16 protein-coding genes and 1 pseudogene are annotated in these 18,253 nt (G+C 73.5%); 9 read left to right on the top strand and 8 right to left on the bottom strand.

Annotated elements, in window-relative coordinates; all coding sequences use genetic code 11:
- The first annotated feature begins 20 nt into the window (after nt 1-20).
- On the top strand, nt 21-3,521 hold the full coding sequence (locus H1D33_RS16995; protein ID WP_181572209.1) for an ABC transporter ATP-binding protein: 3,501 nt from the start codon (nt 21-23) through the stop codon (nt 3,519-3,521).
- Nucleotides 3,522-3,561: 40 nt separating this feature from the next.
- On the opposite strand, the gene H1D33_RS16990 is transcribed toward H1D33_RS16995, so the two are convergent.
- The 4 genes from H1D33_RS16990 to H1D33_RS16975 all read right to left on the bottom strand — a co-directional run bounded on the left by H1D33_RS16990 (nt 3,562) and on the right by H1D33_RS16975 (nt 7,834).
- Nucleotides 3,562-4,629 (bottom strand): NADH:flavin oxidoreductase/NADH oxidase, encoded by a 1,068-nt coding sequence (locus H1D33_RS16990; RefSeq protein ID WP_181572210.1) that lies wholly within the window; start codon nt 4,627-4,629, stop codon nt 3,562-3,564.
- A 68-nt stretch (nt 4,630-4,697) separates the two neighbouring features.
- The gene (locus tag H1D33_RS16985; protein WP_181572696.1) at nt 4,698-5,987 is read right to left on the bottom strand and encodes a dicarboxylate/amino acid:cation symporter; all 1,290 of its coding nucleotides are present in this window, start codon (nt 5,985-5,987) and stop codon (nt 4,698-4,700) included.
- 256 nt (nt 5,988-6,243) lie between these two features.
- The gene (locus H1D33_RS16980) at nt 6,244-6,876 is read right to left on the bottom strand and encodes a DUF998 domain-containing protein (RefSeq protein WP_181572211.1); all 633 of its coding nucleotides are present in this window, start codon (nt 6,874-6,876) and stop codon (nt 6,244-6,246) included.
- Nucleotides 6,869-7,834: a glutathione S-transferase family protein gene (locus H1D33_RS16975; protein ID WP_181572212.1), complete on the bottom strand. Its 966-nt coding sequence runs from the start codon at nt 7,832-7,834 to the stop codon at nt 6,869-6,871. The genes H1D33_RS16980 and H1D33_RS16975 overlap by 8 nt, the downstream gene beginning before the upstream one ends.
- Before the next feature lie 111 nt (nt 7,835-7,945).
- Between H1D33_RS16975 and pcaF the strand changes: the two genes are divergently transcribed.
- From pcaF to H1D33_RS16945, 6 genes are all read left to right on the top strand, one after another.
- Nucleotides 7,946-9,151, top strand: a complete 1,206-nt coding sequence (gene pcaF, locus H1D33_RS16970; RefSeq protein ID WP_181572213.1) for a 3-oxoadipyl-CoA thiolase — start codon at nt 7,946-7,948, stop codon at nt 9,149-9,151.
- 115 nt (nt 9,152-9,266) lie between these two features.
- Nucleotides 9,267-10,085: an SAM-dependent methyltransferase gene (locus H1D33_RS16965; protein WP_181572214.1), complete on the top strand. Its 819-nt coding sequence runs from the start codon at nt 9,267-9,269 to the stop codon at nt 10,083-10,085.
- 6 nt (nt 10,086-10,091) lie between these two features.
- Nucleotides 10,092-12,242, top strand: coding sequence for a putative bifunctional diguanylate cyclase/phosphodiesterase (locus H1D33_RS16960; RefSeq protein WP_181572215.1), 2,151 nt, complete (start codon nt 10,092-10,094; stop codon nt 12,240-12,242).
- Between the two features lie 77 nt (nt 12,243-12,319).
- Nucleotides 12,320-12,820, top strand: a complete 501-nt coding sequence (locus H1D33_RS16955; protein ID WP_181572216.1) for a DUF456 domain-containing protein — start codon at nt 12,320-12,322, stop codon at nt 12,818-12,820.
- Between the two features lie 75 nt (nt 12,821-12,895).
- Entirely contained in the window at nt 12,896-13,810 is a 915-nt protein-coding gene (locus H1D33_RS16950) for a UbiA family prenyltransferase (protein WP_181572217.1), read from the top strand.
- A gap of 247 nt (nt 13,811-14,057) precedes the next feature.
- Nucleotides 14,058-15,614, top strand: a complete 1,557-nt coding sequence (locus H1D33_RS16945; protein WP_307755206.1) for an amino acid permease — start codon at nt 14,058-14,060, stop codon at nt 15,612-15,614.
- A gap of 162 nt (nt 15,615-15,776) precedes the next feature.
- On the opposite strand, the gene H1D33_RS16940 is transcribed toward H1D33_RS16945, so the two are convergent.
- From H1D33_RS16940 to H1D33_RS16925, 4 genes and pseudogenes are all read right to left on the bottom strand, one after another.
- Nucleotides 15,777-15,977: a DUF397 domain-containing protein gene (locus H1D33_RS16940; RefSeq protein WP_181572697.1), complete on the bottom strand. Its 201-nt coding sequence runs from the start codon at nt 15,975-15,977 to the stop codon at nt 15,777-15,779.
- Nucleotides 15,964-16,320, bottom strand: a pseudogene (locus H1D33_RS16935) (Scr1 family TA system antitoxin-like transcriptional regulator); the annotation flags it as partial. The gene H1D33_RS16940 and the pseudogene H1D33_RS16935, both read right to left, overlap by 14 nt.
- Before the next feature lie 137 nt (nt 16,321-16,457).
- Complete coding sequence (locus H1D33_RS16930; RefSeq protein ID WP_181572218.1) at nt 16,458-16,652, bottom strand: DUF397 domain-containing protein; 195 nt, start codon at nt 16,650-16,652, stop codon at nt 16,458-16,460.
- Entirely contained in the window at nt 16,643-17,443 is an 801-nt protein-coding gene (locus H1D33_RS16925; RefSeq protein ID WP_181572219.1) for a helix-turn-helix domain-containing protein, read from the bottom strand. Before H1D33_RS16925 ends, H1D33_RS16930 begins: the two co-directional genes overlap by 10 nt.
- Nucleotides 17,444-17,675: 232 nt before the next feature.
- Between H1D33_RS16925 and H1D33_RS16920 the strand changes: the two genes are divergently transcribed.
- A complete protein-coding gene (locus H1D33_RS16920; protein ID WP_246412050.1) occupies nt 17,676-17,987 on the top strand; it encodes a hypothetical protein in 312 nt (103 codons plus the stop codon).
- Nucleotides 17,988-18,010: 23 nt separating this feature from the next.
- Nucleotides 18,011-18,235, top strand: coding sequence for a flavin reductase (locus tag H1D33_RS16915; RefSeq protein WP_246412052.1), 225 nt, complete (start codon nt 18,011-18,013; stop codon nt 18,233-18,235).
- Nucleotides 18,236-18,253: the final 18 nt, after the last annotated feature.

The raw sequence follows: 18,253 nt of genomic DNA, 5'->3' as shown, positions 1-18,253 counted from the left end.
CGAGTCCGGAGGACCGTCCTATGCGCCTGCTCCGAGACCTCTGGGCCACCGCACCCCGGCGGATGGCGGCCGTCCTGCTGCTCATCGTGCTGGGCGCCGGTGGCCAGGCCGCCGCGTCCGCGCTCGCCGGGCCGGTGCTCGTGCACCGCTCGTCCGGCTGGTTCGTCGCGCTGGCCGTGGCGCTGGTCGCCGCGGTCGTCACCGACCTGCTGATCGGGCTCATCATGGCCCGGCTCACCGCCGACTGGTCCGCCGACGTCCGCCGCCGGCTCTGCCGGGTCGCGCTCGGGCAGGAACTTCCGGCGCTGGAGACCACGCCGGTGGGCGAGCTGCTCGACCGGATCGACAACGACGTCTACCAGGTCGCCGCCGAGATGCGGAACACCGGCGTACGGCTGGCCCAGGGCATCGCCGTCTGCGTGCTCGCCACGGTCAGCGCGCTCGTCGTCTGGTGGCCGGCCGGCGTCGGGATGGTGCTGCTCACCGCCGTGCTCGCGGTCGCGCTGCGCCGCCCCACCGCCCGCATCGCCCCGGCCCGGATGGCCGAGGAGGAGGCCTGGTCCGACCTGGCGGCCGTGATGGAGGAGGCGGTGCACGGGCAGGACGACGTGCGGACGAGCCTCGCCCGGCCGTACGTGCTGCGCCTCTACGCGCGCCGGGCGGCCGAGGTGATCGCCCGGTGCGGCCGGGTGTTCCGGCTCTCCGCCCGGGTCACCGCGGTGGCCGCCGGCGGCGTCCGGGTCGGCATCGTCGGCGTGGTGCTGGCCGGCGCGTGGGCGCTTGCCACCGGGCGGGTCGACGCCGCCCGGCTCACCGCCGTCTGGCTGCTGGCGATCGCGTTCGGCGCGACCGTCGAGCACATCGCCCGCTGGGTGCCGCACCTGCAACAGGCGTTCGGCGCGTGGGCCCGGGTGCAACTGCTGGCCGGCTCGCGGCAGGAGCCGGTGGGCGGGGTCGCCCCGGTTGACGGCGACCTGACCGTGCGCGGGCTCACCTTCCGCTATCCGGCGGCCGGCGACGAACGCGGCCCGGCACTGCGCGACGTCCGGCTCGACTTCACCCGCGGGCGCTCGTACGCGCTGGTCGGGCGCACCGGCTCCGGCAAGTCGACGCTGGCCAAGGTGCTCACCCGGGCGGTGGAGGTGCCCCGCGGCACGGTGTTCCTCGGCGAGGTGGACCTGGTCGACCTGGACGTCGAGGAGCTGCGCCGGTGGATCGCCGTGGTGCCGCAGCGCACCGAGATCCTGGCCGGCACGCTCGCCGAGAACGTCGCATTGTTCGACCCGGAGCTGCTCGGCGCCGCCGAGCGGGCGCTGGCCGAGCTGGGCCTGGCCGGGTGGATCGCCGAGCTGCCCGACGGCGTGCACACCCGGCTCGGCGAGGGCGCCCACGTGCTCTCCGCCGGGCAGGAGCAACTGGTGGCGTTCGCCCGGATCCTGGTCCGGGACCCGCACGTGGTGATCCTCGACGAGGCCACCGCGCGGCTCGACCCGGTCACCGAGAACCGGGTCCGGCAGGCCACCGAACGGCTGCTCACCGACCGGATCGGCATCGTCATCGCGCACCGGCTCTCCTCGGTGCGCCGCTGCGACGAGGTGGTGGTGATGGCCGACGGGGCGGTGCTGGAGGCCGGTCCGCTGCGCGAGTCCGCCCGCTTCGCCGAACTGCTCGCCACCAGCCACGCCGGGGCGTACGCCGGCACCGGCGCCCGCCGCGGCGGCGTGGAACTGCTCGACGCGCCCGGCTGGGCCGACGAGCCGGTCGTCGCCGACGCTCCGCCGACCGGTACCGCCGCGTCACCTCGTGCCGCCGTGGCCCGGGTCGAGCCGCCGCCGGTGCCGCCGTCGCCGCGCGCGCGGACCATGCGGGAGATCCTCCGGCTGGGCGTCAACGACCCCCGGTTCGGCCTGGTCTCGGTCGCCCTGTTCGTCGTGATGACGCTGCTCGGGCTGGACGGCGCGGTGCTGCCGTGGCTGTGGGCCGACGTGGTCGGCGGCGGCGACCCGTGGCTGCCGGCGCTCGGCATCGCCGCCGCGCTGCTGCTGGTGCTGCCGCTGCCCTACCTGACCAACCTGTGGTTCCCGCAGTGGTGGATCCGGCAGATGCTGCGGATCAGCGCCCGGCTGGTGCACGGGCAGACCGGCGCGCGCCGGGTCAGCGGGCACACCCCGGCCGAGGTGGTGGCGCAGGGCGGCGACACCGACCGGGTGGTGCAGCTCGCCGACAACCTGATGGACCAGTTCATCTCGCTGGCCATCGTGCTCACCATGACGCTGGTGACCGGCAGCTTCGTCCCGGCGCTGTTCTTCGTCGGCACGATGGTGGTCTCCGGGTTGGCGGCGACGCTGTTCGGGCCCCGGCTGGAACGCACCGCCGCCGGCACGGTGAAGGCGCGGGCCGCGTTCGCCACCGCGCTGGTCTCCTCGCTGTCGGCCGCCCGCACGGTGAAGCTGGCCGGCGCCACCCGCCCGGTGCTCGACCATCTCGCCGGGCTCGACGTGGTGCGCAGCGAGCGGCAGCGCCGGGAGATCGCCATGCAGGTGTGGGCCCGCTCCACCCCGTCGATCGCCAGCGGGCTGCTGCCGATCGGCGCCTGGGCGCTCTACCTGGCCGGTGGGCTCTCCGCCGGCGCGACCCTGGTGGCGGTCTCCACGCTCGGCGCGGCCCGCTGGTTCGCCTGGACCACCGCTGCGCTGGTGTCGCAATATCCGTCGGCGCGGGTGTGGACCCGGCGGACCGTGGCGATGACCGGGATGAGCACCTACTCGGCGGCGGTGCCCGGGCTCGACCTGGCCGCCGGCACCGCGCCGGCGCCCGAGCCGCCGCCCCGGCACCCGCTGCGCCGGCTGGAGCTGGCCGGCTTCGGCGCGCTGCACTCCGACGGCACGCTCGCCGTCCGCGACGTCGACCTGGTGGTCGAACGCGGGCAACTCGTGCTGGTGGTCGGCCCGGTCGGCGCCGGCAAGTCGTCGCTGCTGCGGGCGCTCGCCGGGATCGTGCACCATGTCGGCGCGCTGCGCTGGAACGGCGAGCCGGTCACCGAGCCGGAGCTGTTCCTGCGCCCCAACCAGGTCGGCTACGTGGGCCAGCTACCCCGGGTGCTGTCCGGCACGGTGGCCGAGAACATCGCGCTCGGGCACCCGGTGGACGCCGCCGGTGCGGTGTCCACCGCCCAGCTCGACCACGACCTGGCCGCCGCCGGCGGCGGGCTCGGGCTGCTGATCGGGCACAAGGGCACCCGGCTCTCCGGCGGCCAACTCCAGCGGCTGGCGCTGGCCCGGGCGCTCGCGCCGCGTACCGAACTGCTGGTCGCCGACGACGTGTCGTCGGCGCTGGACGTGACCACGGAGCTGGCGCTCTGGGCGGCGCTGCGCGAGCACGGGGTGACCGTGGTCGGCTCGACCGCCAAGCGGGCCGCGCTGGTCCGCGCGGACCACGTGGTGGTGCTGGTCGACGGCCTGGTCGCCGACCAGGGCGCCTGGTCCGACCTGGAGCCCCGCTGGAACCACCTGGCCGGCTGACCTCCCGCCCCGCCCCGGAACAGGGCGGGGCGGGAGACCGTCAGAACGCGCGGGCGTACTGGTCCGGCCAGGACGGGGTGGCGCCCAGCTTCGCCGCCGCACGGCGCGGCCAGTACGGGTCGCGGAGCAGTTCCCGGCCCAGCAGCACCAGGTCGGCCTCGCCGCCGGCGACGATCTGCTCGGCCTGCTCGGGCTCGACGATCAGGCCCACCGCGCCGGTCGGCACGCCCGCCTCGCGGCGGATCCGGGCGGCCAGCGGCACCTGGTAGCCGGGGCCGACCGGCACCGACGCGTGGGCGGACGCGCCGCCGGAGGAGGCGTCGACCAGGTCCACGCCGGCCGCGGCCAGCTCCCCGGCGAGCACCACGCTGTCCTCGACCGTCCAGCCGCCGTCGGTCCAGTCGGTGGCGGAGATCCGGGTCAGCACCGGCACTGCCTCGCCGACCGTGGCGCGGACCGCGCGGGCCACCTCCAGGGTGAGGCGCATCCGGCCGGCCCGGTCGCCGCCGTAGCCGTCGGTGCGCCGGTTGGTCAGCGGGGACAGGAACTCGTGCAGCAGGTAGCCGTGCGCCGCGTGGATCTCCACCGCGGCGAAGCCGGCGTCCAGCGCCCGCCCGGCGGCGGCGGCGAACGCGTCCACCACCGCGGCGATGCCGGCCTCGTCGAGCGCGGCCGGCGTGCGGTAGTCGGGCACGAACGGGTCGCCGCCGGGGCCAACCGGCGTCCAGCCGCCCTCGGCGTCCGGCACGCCGCCGCGCCGCTCCGCCCACGGCCGGTACGTCGACGCCTTGAACCCGGCGTGCGCGAGCTGCACGGCCGGGACCGCGCCCTGACCGGCGACGAACGCGGTGACCGGCCGCCACGCGTCGACGTGCGCGCCGGACCAGAGGCCGACGTCCTGCGGGCTGATCCGCCCCTCGGGCACCACCGCGGTGGCCTCGGTGAGCACCAGCCCGGCCCCGCCGACCGCGCGGGAGCCGAGGTGCACGCGATGCCAGTCGGTGGGCAGCCCGTCGGGGCCGGCGCTGTACTGGCACATCGGGGCCAGCGCGATCCGGTTGGGCAGGGTGACGCCGCGCAGGGCGAGCGGGCCGAACAGTGCGCTCATGCGGTGTTCCTCCGGTCATGGCTCCGGGTGCGCCCGCCGACGACGGACGCACCCGGGATCCAGGTTGGTCAGGCGGGTACGGGGGCGAGGCGCTCGTGCTCGGCCGGCTCGACCGGCTCGATCAGATCACGCTTGCCGGCCGAGTCGTACGCGGCCCGGTCGAGCGTGCCCTCCCGGGCGGCCACGATGGTCGGCACGACGGCCTGCCCGGCCACGTTGGTGGCGGTGCGCATCATGTCCAGGATCGGGTCGATCGCCAGCAGCAGGCCGGCGCCGGCCAGCGGCAGGCCCAGCGTGCTCAGGGTCAGGGTGAGCATCACGATCGCGCCGGTCAGGCCGGCCGTGGCGGCCGAGCCGACCACCGAGACGAAGGCGATCAGCAGGTAGTCGGTGACGCCCAGGTCCACGCCGAACACCTGCGCCACGAAGATCGCGGCGAGCGCCGGGTAGATCGCGGCGCAGCCGTCCATCTTGGTGGTGGCGCCGAACGGCACCGCGAAGGAGGCGTACTCGCGGGGGACGCCGAGGCGCTCCACCGAACGCTGGGTCACCGGCATGGTGCCGACCGAGGAGCGGGACACGAAGGCCAGCTCGATGGCGGGCCAGGCGCCGGCGAAGAAGCGCAGCGGGTTGAGCCGGCCGGCGGCGACCAGCAGCACCGGGTAGACCACGAACATCACCAGGGCGCAGCCGACGTAGACGGCGGTGGTGAACTTGGCGAGCGGGGCGAGCAGGTCCCAGCCGTACGAGGCGACGGCGTTGCCGATCAGGCCCAGGGTGCCGATCGGGGCGAGCCGGATGACCCACCACAGCGCCTTCTGCACGATCGACAGCACCGAGCGGTTGAGCTGCACGAACGGCTCGGCGGGCTCGCCGACCAGCAGCGCGGCGGCGCCCACCACCAGGGCGAGGAAGACGATCTGCAGGACGTTGCCCTCGACGAACGCGCCGACCGGGTTGGTGGGCACGATGCCGGTGAGGAAGTCGATCCAGGAGCCGGTGGTCTTCGGCGCGCTGGCGCCGGCCGGGTTCAGGTTCACCCCGCGGCCGGGGTCGGTGAGCAGGCCGAGGCCGATGCCGATGCTCACCGCGATCAGCGCGGTGATGCCGAACCAGAGCAGCGTCTTGAGCGCCAGCCGGGCGGCGTTGGCCACGCCGCGCAGGCTGACCACGCTGACCACGATGGCGGTGAAGACCAGCGGCGGCACGGCCAGCTTGAGGAGCTGGACGAAGAGGCCGCCGACGGTGTCGAGGGTGCTGGTCAGCCAGGCGAGGTCGTTGGCGCGGGCGAGGAAGCCGAGCGCCACGCCGAGGACGAGGCCGAGCAGGATCTGCACGGAAAAGGGAATCTTGCGCAGGGCGGAAGCCATGAGAGCGGGTCCAAGGTCTGGGAGAGGGAGCGGGGGTCGTCGGCGGCGGAACTAGGCCGGACAGACGCCGCTTGCCTGCCGTCGGAGGTCGACGTACAGGCGCTCGGTGAGGCACCAGACATTGGTCATCGCCGGCCCACGCTACTCCGGCCCTCGCGTCACCGGAAGGACCGCTCCCCGTGACGCCCCTTACAGGTAAGGCGGGGCCCCTTATTAACACCCGTCTGTTAAAAGGGGGCCCCGCCTATCGCCCAGGCGTTAAGAGGGGCCCCCGCCTTACCAGCAGCACGGCGGTGGACAGCCCCCACGCGGCGGTCACCGTGAGCAGCACCCGCTCCAGCACCCCCACCAGCGCGCCCCGCCCCACCAGCACCATCGCCAGCCCGACCGCCCCGGCCAGCGGCAACGCCAACGCCGCGCCGACCGCGGCCACCCGCCGCAACGCCCCGCCCGCCGCCGGGCAGAACACCAGCGCCAGCATCGCGAACACCACGGCGGCGGTGGCCGCGATGCTGGCCCCGCCGTGCACCAGGTCGGCGACCGTGGCCGCCTCGAACGGCGGCAGCGGGCAGCCGGCGCTGCACGTCACCGTGCCGGAGAGCACGGTGGCGACCGCGCCGACCCCGAGCAGCACGGACGCCGCGCGCGCCGCCGCGGGCAGCGCCCCGGCGAGCAGCAGCAGCGCCGCCGCCAGCGTGAAGATCCCCATCCGGTACGCCCCGGCGTACCCGCTGTCGGTGACACCGGCCTCGCTGACGTACCCGGTCGGGCCGGGACCCGGACCGGCCACGACGGCGACCGTCACCGCGACCGCGCCGGCCACCACGCACCCGGCCGCCCCGGCCGCGGCGACCCGGCGCGCGAGGCGCTCAGCCACGCCCGTGCGGCGTGGTCCAGCCGGCGAGGTCCGGACCGAGCGGCACGATCCGGGTCGGGTTGATCATGTCGTGGGTGGCGTAGTAGTGCCGCTTGATGTGGTCGAAGTCCACCGTCTCGCCGAAGCCCGGCGTCTGGAACAGGTCCCGCGCGTACGCCCACAGCACCGGCATCTCGGTCAGCTTCTGCCGGTTGCACTTGAAGTGCCCGTGGTAGGCGACGTCGAAGCGGACCAGCGTGGTGAACAGCCGCACGTCCGCCTCGGTGATCGCGTCCCCCATCAGGTAGCGCCGCCCGGCGAGGCGCTCGCTCAACGCGTCCAGTCGGGCGAACAGCGCGGTGTACGCCTCGTCGTACGCCTCCGGCGAGGTGGCGAAGCCGCACCGGTAGACGCCGTTGTTCACGTCCCGGTGGACCTCCGCCATCAGCGCGTCCATCTCCGGGCGCAGCTCGACCGGGTAGAGGTCCGGCGCGTCGGGCGCGTGAAACCGTCGCCACTCGGTGGAGAGGTCGAGCGTGAGCTGCGGGTAGTCGTTGGTGACCACCCGCCCGGTGAGCGTGTCCACGAGCGCCGGCACGGTGACCCGGCCGGTGTAGTCGGCGTCGGTGGACAGGTAGGCCTCGGAGAGGAAGCCGATGCCCAGCACCGGGTCGAAGCCGTCCGGGTCGAGCGCGAACCGCCAGCCCCGCTCGTCGCGGATCGGGTCCACCGTGCCCAGCGAGATCACCTCGTCCAGGCCGAGCAGGCCGCGCACGATCCGCGCCCGATGCGCCCACGGGCAGGCCCGGCACCAGATCAGCCGGTAGCGGCCCGCCTCCAGCGGCCAGCGCCCCTGATCGTCGGGCCCGCCGCCGTCCGGGGAGGTGGAATGCGGGGTGACCCGCCCGGTGAACCGGTTGGGCTGGCGGACGAACGCGCCGCCGCCACTGGTCTCTGCGCTGAACTGGGCCCCGGCCATGCCGCCAACCTATCCGCTCCGGGCGCGGATATCCTGGCGCCGGGCGCCCCCGTGACCCGGCGGGCGGCCCGCCGACCGACCCCTTCCCACCCCCCGAAGGACGTGCGTTCGATGACCGTGGCCTACCTCGTTGCCGGAGTCCGCACCCCGATCGGCCGGTACGCCGGCGCCCTCGCCGGGGTCCGCCCCGACGACCTGGCCGCGCACGTGGTCCGGGAGTTGGTGGCGCGCCACCCGTCGGTCGACTGGGCCCGAACCGACGACGTCATCCTCGGCTGCGCCAACCAGGCCGGTGAGGACAACCGCAACGTGGCCCGGATGGCCGCCCTGCTCGGCGGGCTGCCGGCGGAGGTGCCGGGCACCACCGTCAACCGGCTCTGCGGCTCCGGCCTGGACGCGCTCGCCGCCGCCGCCCGCGCGATCGTGGCCGGCGACGCCGACCTGGTGGTGGCCGGCGGCGTGGAGAGCATGAGCCGGGCGCCGTTCGTCATGCCGAAGGCGACCACGCCGTTCGCCCGCACCGCCGAGGTCTACGACACCACCATCGGCTGGCGGCTGGTGAACCCGCTGATGAAGCGCGGCTGGGGGATCGACTCGATGCCGGAGACGGCGGAGAACGTGGCCGCCGAGTTCGGCGTGGACCGCGCCGCGCAGGACGAGTACGCGTACCGCTCGCAGCAGCGGGCCGCCAAGGCGCAGGCCGACGGCCGGCTGGCCGAGGAGATCGTCGGCGTGACCGTGCCGGCCGGCCGGCGGGAGACGAAGCTGGTCGAGGTCGACGAGCACCCCCGCGAGACGTCGCTGGAGAAGCTGGCCGCCCTGCCCACCCCGTTCCGCGAGGGCGGGACGGTGACGGCCGGCAACTCCTCCGGCGTCAACGACGGCGCGGTGGCGCTGCTGGTCGCCTCCGCGGCCGCCGTCGACCGCTACGGCCTCACCCCGCTGGCCCGGGTACGCGGCGCGGCGGCGGCCGGCGTCCCGCCACGGATCATGGGGATCGGGCCGGTGCCGGCCACCCGGAAGCTGCTCGACCGCCACGGCCTCGCGCTGGCCGACGTCGACGTGGTCGAGCTGAACGAGGCGTTCGCCGCGCAGTCCGTGGCGGTGCTGCGCGAGCTGGGCCTGCCGGTGGACGCCGAGCACGTCAACCCGAACGGCGGGGCGATCGCGCTGGGTCACCCGCTCGGCGCCAGCGGCGCCCGGCTGGCGCTGACCGCCGCGCTGGAGCTGCGTCGCCGGGGCGGCCGGCGGGCGCTCGCCACCATGTGCGTGGGCGTCGGGCAGGGCATCTCGCTGCTGCTGGAGTCCGCCGGCTGAGACCGGTCGGCGGCATCGTGAGAAGTGGATCTCCCGTACCTGGTCGTCCGCGCCTAGAGTGGGCTGGACCACATGATCCGCCCGCGCGGCGGACGACGACCTGGGAGACCGAGCGATGCAGACGCCGGACGGACTTCCCGCCGAGATCGACCTGACCCGGCCCAGCGCCGCCCGGGTCTACGACTACTTCCTCGGCGGGGCGCACAACTTCGAGATCGACCGGCAGCTCGCCGAGCAGATCGCGGCCATGACACCGAACCTGGCCGCCACCATGCGCTCCGGGCGGGAGTTCCTACGCCGGGCCGTCCGGGTGCTGCTCGACGCCGGCATCGACCAGTTCCTCGACATCGGCTCCGGCATCCCCACCGTCGGCAACGTGCACGAGGTCGCCCAGGCCGCGAACGCCCGGGCCCGGATCGTCTACGTCGACATCGACCCGGTCGCGGTGGCGCACAGCCACGAGCTGCTGGCCGGCAACGAGCACGCCACCGCGATCCTGGCCGACCTGCGGGAGCCGAAGCTGATCCTGGACCAGGCCCGGGCCAGCGGCCTGATCGACTTCGACCGGCCGCTGGGCATCCTGCTCGCCGGCGTGGTGCACTTCATCCCGGACGCCGACCGGCCGGCCGACGTCCTGGCCACCCTGCGGGCCGCCGCCGCGCCGGGCAGCTTCCTGGTGATCTCGCACTCCACGTTCGAGGACCAGCCGCAGGAGATGCTCGACGCGCAGCGGCTGTCGGCGCGCACCGCCACCGAGATCACGCTCCGCTCGCGGGCCGACATCACCGGCTTCTTCGGCGACTGGACGATCCTCGAACCGGGCGTGGTGCACATGCCGCTGTGGCGGCCCGACTCGCCGTCCGACGTGGACGAGCACCCGGAACGCTTCGGGGCGTTCGGCGGCGTCGCCCGGCACGACCGCGCCGCCGGGTGACCCGACGTGCGTGCCCCGCAGACCGACGGGGGTGACTTCAGCCGGCCCGGCGCGGTGACGTACGCCGGGGAGTGGGCCCGGGCGGTGCGGCGGATCGGGTTCGTGCCGATGAGCGCCGCCGAGACCGAGCGCCTGCTGGTGCCGCTCACCGAGCGACTGGCCCGGGCCCTGCTGGCGCCCGCGTTCTCCGCCGGCCCGGCGGAGGAGGTGGGGCGTGCCCTGGTGCAGGCGCACCTGACCGAGCCCGGCGTGCTCGACTGGTCGGTGCAGGCGCTCGGCGACCGGTTCCTGCCCTGGGTGCTGCCGGCCCGGCCGGAGGGCCCGGAGCTGCGCGAACGCGTCGCCCTGGTGCAGGGCGCGTTCGCGGCCGGGTTCACCCGGGCGCTGCGCGACCGGGTGTTCGCCCAGCAGGAGCGGATCGCCCGGTCGGCCTGGCAGGCCCGGGACACCGTCGAGCAGGCGTTGCGGGACAGTGAGGCGCGCTTCCGGGCGGTCTTCACCGGCGCGGCCATCGGCATCGGCATCGCCGGCGTGGACGGGCAGATCATCGAGGTCAACCAGTCCTTCGCCGACATGCTCGGCTACACCGTCGCCGAGATGCGCCGGATGAACGTGTCGGCGCTGGCCCACGCCGACGACGCGGCCGGCATGTGGGAGGTCTACCAGGAGCTGATCGAGGGCAAGCGGGACAGCGCCCGGGTGGAGAAGCGTTACTACCGCAAGGACGGCAGCGTCGTCTGGACCGACCTGGCCGTCTCGCTGATCCGGTACGACGACGGCCGGCCCCGGTTCACCGTGGCCATGATCGAGGACATCACCGAGCGGTACGAGCTTCAGCAGCGGCTGCGCTTCCAGGCGCTGCACGACCCGCTGACCGGCCTGCCCAACCGGACGCTGTTCTTCGAGAAGCTCGGTGACGTCTTCGACGCGGCCGACCCGGAGCAGCGCGTCGGGCTCTGCTTCATCGACCTGGACGGGTTCAAGGCGGTCAACGACAGCCTCGGGCACGATCTGGGCGACCGGCTGCTCCAGGTGATCGCCCGCCGGCTCAGCGACTGCGTGGCCGGGCGCGGGCACGTGGTGGCCCGGATGGGCGGCGACGAGTTCGTCATCCTGGTCGACTCCGGCGGCGGCCTCGACGACGCGGTGGAGGTGGCCGAGCTGGCCCTGGCCGCGGTCTCCGCCCCGATGCAGGTCGCCGACCAGCAGCTCGCGGTCTCGGCCAGCATCGGCATCGTGGACTGCCCGGCGGCGGAGACCAGCGTCGGCGAGCTGATGAAGGCGGCCGACACCACGCTCTACTGGGCCAAGGCGGAGGGGCGGGGCCGCTGGGCGGTGTACGACCCGGAGCGCAGTGCCGCCGACATCGCCCGCTCCGCGCTCGCCGCCAACCTGCCCGCCGCGCTGGACCGGGGCGAGTTCGTGCTGCACTACCAGCCGATCGTCTCGCTGCTGGACGGCAGCATGGTGGCGGTGGAGGCGCTGGTCCGCTGGCAGCACCCGGAGCTGGGCCTGCTCGGGCCGGACCGGTTCATCGGCCTGGCCGAGGAGACCGGCCTGATCGTGCGGCTCGGCGCCTGGGTGCTGCGTCAGGCGTGCCGGGACACCGAGTCGTGGCGGCGGGCCCACCCGGACACCACGCCCGTGGTGAGCGTGAACCTGGCCGCCCGGCAGGCCGACGACCCGGCGATCGTGGAGACCGTGGCCGAGGCGTTGCAGCACACCGGCCTTCCCGCCGAGCTGCTGCAACTGGAGTTGACCGAGAGCGCGGTGATGGGCAGCGCGGGCGAGCCGTTGCGCGCCCTGCACCAGCTCGCCGGCCTCGGGCTGCGGCTGGCCATCGACGACTTCGGCACCGGCTACTCCAACCTGGCGTACCTGCGCCGGTTGCCGATCCACTGCGTGAAGCTGGCCGGCCCGTTCGTGGAGGGGATCCGGGGTGACGGCGGGGACGAGGTCGCCGACCACCGCGACGAGCGGATCGTGGACGCGCTGGTCCGGCTGGCGCACGCGCTGGAGTTGTCGGTGACGGCCGAGGCGGTGGAGACCGAGGTGCAGGCCGAGCGGCTGCGCGCGCTGCGGTGCGACACCGGCCAGGGCCGCCTGTTCGGCGCCCCGATGCCCGCCGACGCCATCCGCGCCCGCCTGGCGGAGTAAGGAAGGGCCCCCGCTTAACGCCTCCGGTAGAGGCGGGGCCCCCGCTTAACACCTTCAGTAGAGAAGAGAGAGAACCCTTGAGTCTGACCGATTCGCAGGCCGTGGTGTCGGTGGTCGCCGCGCTCGCCATCCTGGCCGGGCTGGCCGGCGTGGTGGTGCCCGGCCTGCCGGCGCTGCCGCTGTGCTGGGGCGGGGTGCTGGTGTGGGCGCTGTTCGGCGACGCCGGCGCGGGCCGCTGGGCGGTGCTCGCCGCCGCCACCGTGGTCGCCGCCGGCGGCACCGTGGTCAAGTACCTCTGGCCGGGGCGGAACCTCAAGCGGACCGGCGTGCCCACCCGCTCGCTGCTGGCCGGCGCGCTGCTCGGCGTGGTCGGCTTCTTCGTGATCCCGGTGATCGGGCTGCCGATCGGTTTCGTCGCCGGGATCTGGGGCGCGGAGCTGCTGCGGCTGGGCAGCAACAAGCTGGCCTGGCCGGCCACCGTGCAGGCGCTCAAGGCGGCCGGCCTGTCCATGCTCGTCGAGTTCATGTCCGGCATGGTGATCGCCGCGCTCTGGGTGGCCGGCCTGCTGTTCGCCTGAGGTCCCCGTCGCGGGGGAGACCACTGACTCCCGAGCGTGAGGTGGCCGGCCGAGCCGCTGCCTAGCGTCGGCTGCATGGTCTTCCGCCACCCCGCCACCCACCGGCGAGCGGACCGGGCGTGGGCGCTGGTCCGTCTCACCCGACCGTGGTTCTGGCCGCTCGGCTGGGCCGCCGCGTACGCCGGGTCGGTGCTCGCCACCCGCGACTGGCTGCCGACGCCGGCGGCGCTGCCGCGGTCGCTGGCCGCGCTGGTCGTGCTCGGCCCGCTGGTGTGGGCGGCCGTGCTGGCCGTCAACGACCGGCACGACCTGCCCAGCGACCGTCGCAACCCGCGCAAGGCGACCGCGCCGCTGGTCACCGGCCTGCTCACCGAGGCCGACCTGGTCCGCTGCCAGGTCGGTGCCACGGTGGCGGCGCTCGCGCTCGCGGTCACCGCGATCGGGCCGGCGTTCGCCCTGGGCACGGCCGTGGTGCTGCTGCTCGGGTGGGCCTACAGCGCCCCACCGGTACGCCTCAAGAGCCGCCCCGGTCTGGACGTCGCCGCCAACGCGCTCGCGGTCGGGGTGCTCGCGCCGCTGGCCGGGTGGTCCCTGCACCGGCCGGTCACCGGGTACCCGGTGCTCGTCGCGGCGCTGGGCCTGCTCCTGGTGGCCGCGCTCTACCTGCCGACCACCGTGCTGGACGCCGACGCGGACCGCGCGGCCGGGGACACCACGGCCGCGGTGCGCTGGGGTACGCGCCGGTGCCGGCGGGCCGGCCTGACGCTGTGGGTGGCCGCGACCGGGGTGTGGTTGGTCGTCTGTCACCTCGGCGTACTGGTGCGGCGGGACTCGTGGACCCTGCAGGACCTGTGGGCGCCGGTGCTGATCCTCGGCTACGCGGTCGCCGTGCGCCGGCCGTCCATCGCCCGTCTGGCCGGGGTCTGCCTGCTCTTCGCGGTGCCGGCGGCGGACTTCCTGACCTCGTGGAGCGCCGCCGGACCCGGGTGAGGGTGCGGCGGCGCGGGCGTCCGGGGTACGGCGGAACGCCGTACATCAGTGAGAGAGAGGTGGACGCCGCGCGCCGCCACGGACCGGGCGTTGCCGAGCGCCCGGTGTCGGCCCGTCGGGTCGGGCCTGGTCACAGCGTCAAGCATGCGCCCGGCGGGTCGACGGGACAACGCATTTAACCGGCCTACGTATTGACCACCTTGATCAGCGGGAGCAGACTGCGAGCACTTGCCCGAGGAGGTGTGCAGTGGCCACGACGCCCGCGCCGACCGCCGAGCAGCCGATGGACGACGACGCCCGACGACTCGCCGAACTCGGCTACAAACAGGAGTTGCGCCGCAAGTGGAGCGGCTTCTCCAACTTCGCCATCTCGTTCTCCATCATCTCGATCCTGGCCGGCTGCTTCACCACGTTCGGCCAGGCGTGGAACAACGGCGGGCCGGTCGCGATCTCCTGGGGCTGGCCGCTGATCTCGATGTTCATCCTGATCATCGGGTTCTGCATGGCCGAGCTGGTCTCGGCGTACCCGACGGCGGGCGGGATCTACTGGTGGGCGGCCACGATGGGGCGGCCGGTGCACGGCTGGTTCACCGGGTGGCTCAACCTGATCGGGCTGGTCGCGGTGACCGCCTCGGTCGACTACGGCTGCGCCACGTTCCTCAACCTGACGCTGTCGGCGCTCTTCGACGGCTGGGCCGGCACCGGGCAGCAGACGTTCGGGCTGTTCGTGGTGATCCTCGCGCTGCACGGCCTGATCAACATCTACGGGCACCACGTCATCGACGTACTCCAGAACGTCTCGGTCTGGTGGCACGTGGCCGGCGCGACGGCGGTGGTGCTGATCCTGGTCCTGGTCCCGGACGACCACCAGAGCTTCCGGTTCGTGTTCACCCAACGGTTCGACAACTCCGGATTCGGTGACGGCGGCGGGTTGACGTTCTGGTTCTACGTGCTGCCGTTGGGCTTCCTGCTCACCCAGTACACGATCACCGGCTTCGACGCCTGCGCGCACGTCTCCGAGGAGACCCGCGGCGCGTCCAAGGCCGCCGCGCAGGGGCTGTGGCGGTCGATCTTCTATTCCGCCGTGGGCGGCTGGATCCTGCTGCTCGCGTTCCTGTTCGCGGCCACCGACGTGGAGGCGATCCACGAGGCGAGCGGGTTCTCCGGTGCGATCTTCGAGACCGCGCTGACCCCGTTCTTCTTCAAGGCGGTCATCATCATCTCCACCATCGGGCAGTTCTTCTGCGGGATGAGCTGCGTGACCTCGATGTCGCGGATGGCGTACGCGTTCAGCCGGGACCGGGCGGTGCCCGGCTGGCGGCTCTGGTCGAAGGTCAACCGCAACGGCACGCCGGTCAACGCCATCATCGGCGCCACGCTGGCCGGGCTGGTGCTCACCCTGCCCGCGCTCTACCAGCGCGAGGGCATCCCGATCGCGTTCTACGCGGTGGTGTCGGTGGCGGTGATCGGGCTCTACCTGTCGTTCATCATCCCGATCTTCCTACGGCTGCGGATGGGCGACCGGTTCGTGCCCGGCCCGTGGACGCTCGGCCGGCGCTACAAGCTGCTCGGCTGGATCGCGGTGGTGGAGATCGCGATCATCTCGGTCTACTTCGTGCTGCCGATCGTGCCCGCCGGCGTGCCGGGCCACCCCGACTTCTCCTGGACCGCGGTGAACTATGCCCCACTGGCCGTCGGTGGTGTGCTGCTCGGCGTCGCGATCTGGTGGTACGCCTCGGCCCGCACGTGGTTCACCGGCCCCCGCCGCACCGTCGAGGACCCCACCCCACCCCCACCCTCCTGACTGCGAGCCGTGGGCGCGTGGGTGGAGCGCTATGGCCGTCAAAACGCACATGAGACAGCCATGGCGCTCCACCGACCGGGCTGCGCGGCGGTCGGTGGAACACCATGGGTGTCAAAAGGGCCGCGAGACATCCATGGCGTTCCACCGACGGGGAGGCGGGGATCAGGGGACCGGGTCGAACTGCTTGGCCAGGGATACGAACGCGCGCCAGGAGGCCGGGGTGACGTGGAGGGTGCCGCCGTCGCGGTCCTTGGTGTCGCGGATCAGCACCACGCCCGGCAGGTTGTCGGCGACCTCCACGCAGTCGCCGCCGCTCGTTCCACTGCGGGTGGACTTCTTCCAGATCGCGTTACTGAGGTCCATGCCGACTCTCGACTTCCTTGATCAGAGCGATTGACAGGGCGTGCGGCAACGCTACGCTGCGCACCCCTTCCCACCGTGCCAGAAGCGTTGACGTCGCGTCCTCGCCGTCCACGGCCGAGCCGGCGAGCTGATTCTCCATGTGCCCCGCCCAGCCCCCCTCGGCCAGATGCGCCAGGGCCAGCGGCCCGGACAGGCCGACGTGCAGACCGGCATCGGCCGGAATGATGTGCAGTTGGACGTGGGGCAGCTCAGCCATCTGCACCAGGTGCGCGAGTTGCTCGGCCATGACGGCGTCTCGGCGGCGGAGCGAGGACTCGTCAGTGACTCGCGGGCGCGTGGGTGGAGCGCTATGGCCGTCAAGACGCACATGAGACAGCCATGGCGCTCCACTGACCGGGCTGCGCGGCGGTCGGTGGAACACCATGGGTGTCAAAAGGGCCGCGAGACATCCATGGCGTTCCACCGACGGGGAGGCGGGGATCAGGGGACCGGGTCGAACTGCTTGGCCAGGGATACGAACGCGCGCCAGGAGGCCGGGGTGACGTGGAGGGTGCCGCCGTCGCGGTCCTTGGTGTCGCGGATCAGCACCACGCCCGGCAGGTTGTCGGCGACCTCCACGCAGTCGGTGTTACCACTGCGGGTCGCCTTGTGCCAGGTCGCGTCGCTCAGGTCCATGACGTCACCACCTCTTTCAGAAGTTCGAGCGACTGCCGGCGGGACAACGCTTCGCTCCGGATCATCTCCCACCTCGACAGAAGGGTAGCCACGTCGGCGTCGCCGTCGATCACACTCGTGGTGAGCTGACATTCCATGCTGGCGACCCAGCCGCCCTCCTCGCCTCGGGCCAGGGTGAACGGACCGGACATGCCGATGTGCAGCCCGACATGCAGCGGAAGCACGTGGACGCTGACGTGGGGATGCTCCGCACACGCCACCAGGTGCTCGATCTGCTGGGCCAGCAGGCCACGGAAGCTCTCGTCGCGCCGGTGCAGCAGGCCTTCGTCGAACACGGCCACGAGCTGTGGTGGGTTCTCTTGCCGCAGGACGTCCTGGCGATCCATCCGAGCCGTCACCCGGCGCTCCATTTCGGCGTCGCTCAGCAGATCGTCGCAACGGATCACCGCGCGTGCGTAGTTCGCGGTCTGGAGCAGAGCCGGGATCAGCGTCGGATGGAAGCACCGAAGCTGTCGCGCGTTGCGCTCCGCCTCCAGCCACGGTCTGAGCCAGGACGGCAGACCGTCCCGCTCAGCCATCTTGAGCAGGGCCACCAACAGCCCGCCGGAGTTCAGAACCTCGTCGGCGCGCGCCAGGAAGAGGCGGTCGTACGGGCGACCACCGGTCTCGACGGCCGACACCATCGAGGCGGAGTAGTGGACCAGCCGACCGAACTCCTCCTGATTCAGACCTGCCGCATTCCGAAGCCGGCGGATCTGTGCGCGGATCAACTCCGCTGTCGGTTCTCCCACAACTCCTCCACAGATCCGCCCCGAACTTCGCTCGACATTCGCTGGCCGGCCCCTGCTCTGACAGGTGCGTCGTGACCAGGCTCGATGCCTTCCGACCGTAACGGTCTGCTCAGCAGACTGTCACGCATGCGGATCCGCTCGTCGCTGCCGAGCGCGGGCGGGTTCCAGCCCGGGGCCGCCCGGTCCCGACCAGGACCGGGCGGCCCTCTCCACCGACGACGAGGAGCCTGACGTGCAGGAGTGGCAAACGAACAGCGGCCTGGGCGGCGTGCTCACCGTCAGCGGACACCTCGGCTACCACCCGACATGGGACTGTGAACGCTGCGGCGAGCCCTGGCCCTGCCCGGCCCTGCGCGACATCCCCCGGCATCAGCTCCGGCCGGCGGCGCTCATCCCGGTGATGGCCTTCCTGCTGCGCGGCGCCATCCGGGACCTGCGGGGCCGCGCCGAGGGACCGGAGCCGCCCGAGATCGTCCGGAGGTTCCTCTGGTTCCTGCCGCTCACCGAGGTCGAGGCGCGGGCGATCGCCCGCCGGCTGCGGTGACGGGTCGCCGGCGGATTCCGCACGTGCCGACGCGTCCGCTGTGGCGGTGCCGCAACTGTGGCGCGGAGTGGCCCTGCCAGCCGGCGCGGCTGTCGCTGCTCGTCGAGTACCGGGGTGACCGCGTCGGGCTGCTGTTCCACCTCGGCGGGCTGATGGCCGAGGCGACCGAACACCTCGCCCGGTTGAACCCGGATCACGTGCCGGACCTGCACCGCCGCTTCCTGGCCTGGGCGCGGGCGCGTGGCTGACGCCGGGCCGGGCTGTCC

This window comes from Micromonospora ferruginea, from assembly GCF_013694245.2.
Classification (GTDB): Bacteria; Actinomycetota; Actinomycetes; order Mycobacteriales; family Micromonosporaceae; genus Micromonospora; species Micromonospora robiginosa.
The sequence above is the reverse complement of the archived record's forward strand: the minus strand, read 5'-3'. Positions and strand labels throughout refer to the sequence as shown.

Excerpts from the sequence above, each read along its gene's own strand:
- H1D33_RS16995 (WP_181572209.1), top strand. The coding sequence starts at position 21 with ATGCGCCTGCTCCGAGACCTCTGGGCCACCGCACCCCGGCGGATGGCG.
- H1D33_RS16990 (WP_181572210.1), bottom strand. The coding sequence starts at position 4,629 with ATGAGCGCACTGTTCGGCCCGCTCGCCCTGCGCGGCGTCACCCTGCCC.
- H1D33_RS16975 (WP_181572212.1), bottom strand. The coding sequence starts at position 7,834 with ATGGCCGGGGCCCAGTTCAGCGCAGAGACCAGTGGCGGCGGCGCGTTC.
- pcaF (WP_181572213.1), top strand. The coding sequence starts at position 7,946 with ATGACCGTGGCCTACCTCGTTGCCGGAGTCCGCACCCCGATCGGCCGG.
- H1D33_RS16965 (WP_181572214.1), top strand. The coding sequence starts at position 9,267 with ATGCAGACGCCGGACGGACTTCCCGCCGAGATCGACCTGACCCGGCCC.
- H1D33_RS16950 (WP_181572217.1), top strand. The coding sequence starts at position 12,896 with ATGGTCTTCCGCCACCCCGCCACCCACCGGCGAGCGGACCGGGCGTGG.
- H1D33_RS16940 (WP_181572697.1), bottom strand. The coding sequence starts at position 15,977 with ATGGACCTCAGTAACGCGATCTGGAAGAAGTCCACCCGCAGTGGAACG.
- H1D33_RS16930 (WP_181572218.1), bottom strand. The coding sequence starts at position 16,652 with ATGGACCTGAGCGACGCGACCTGGCACAAGGCGACCCGCAGTGGTAAC.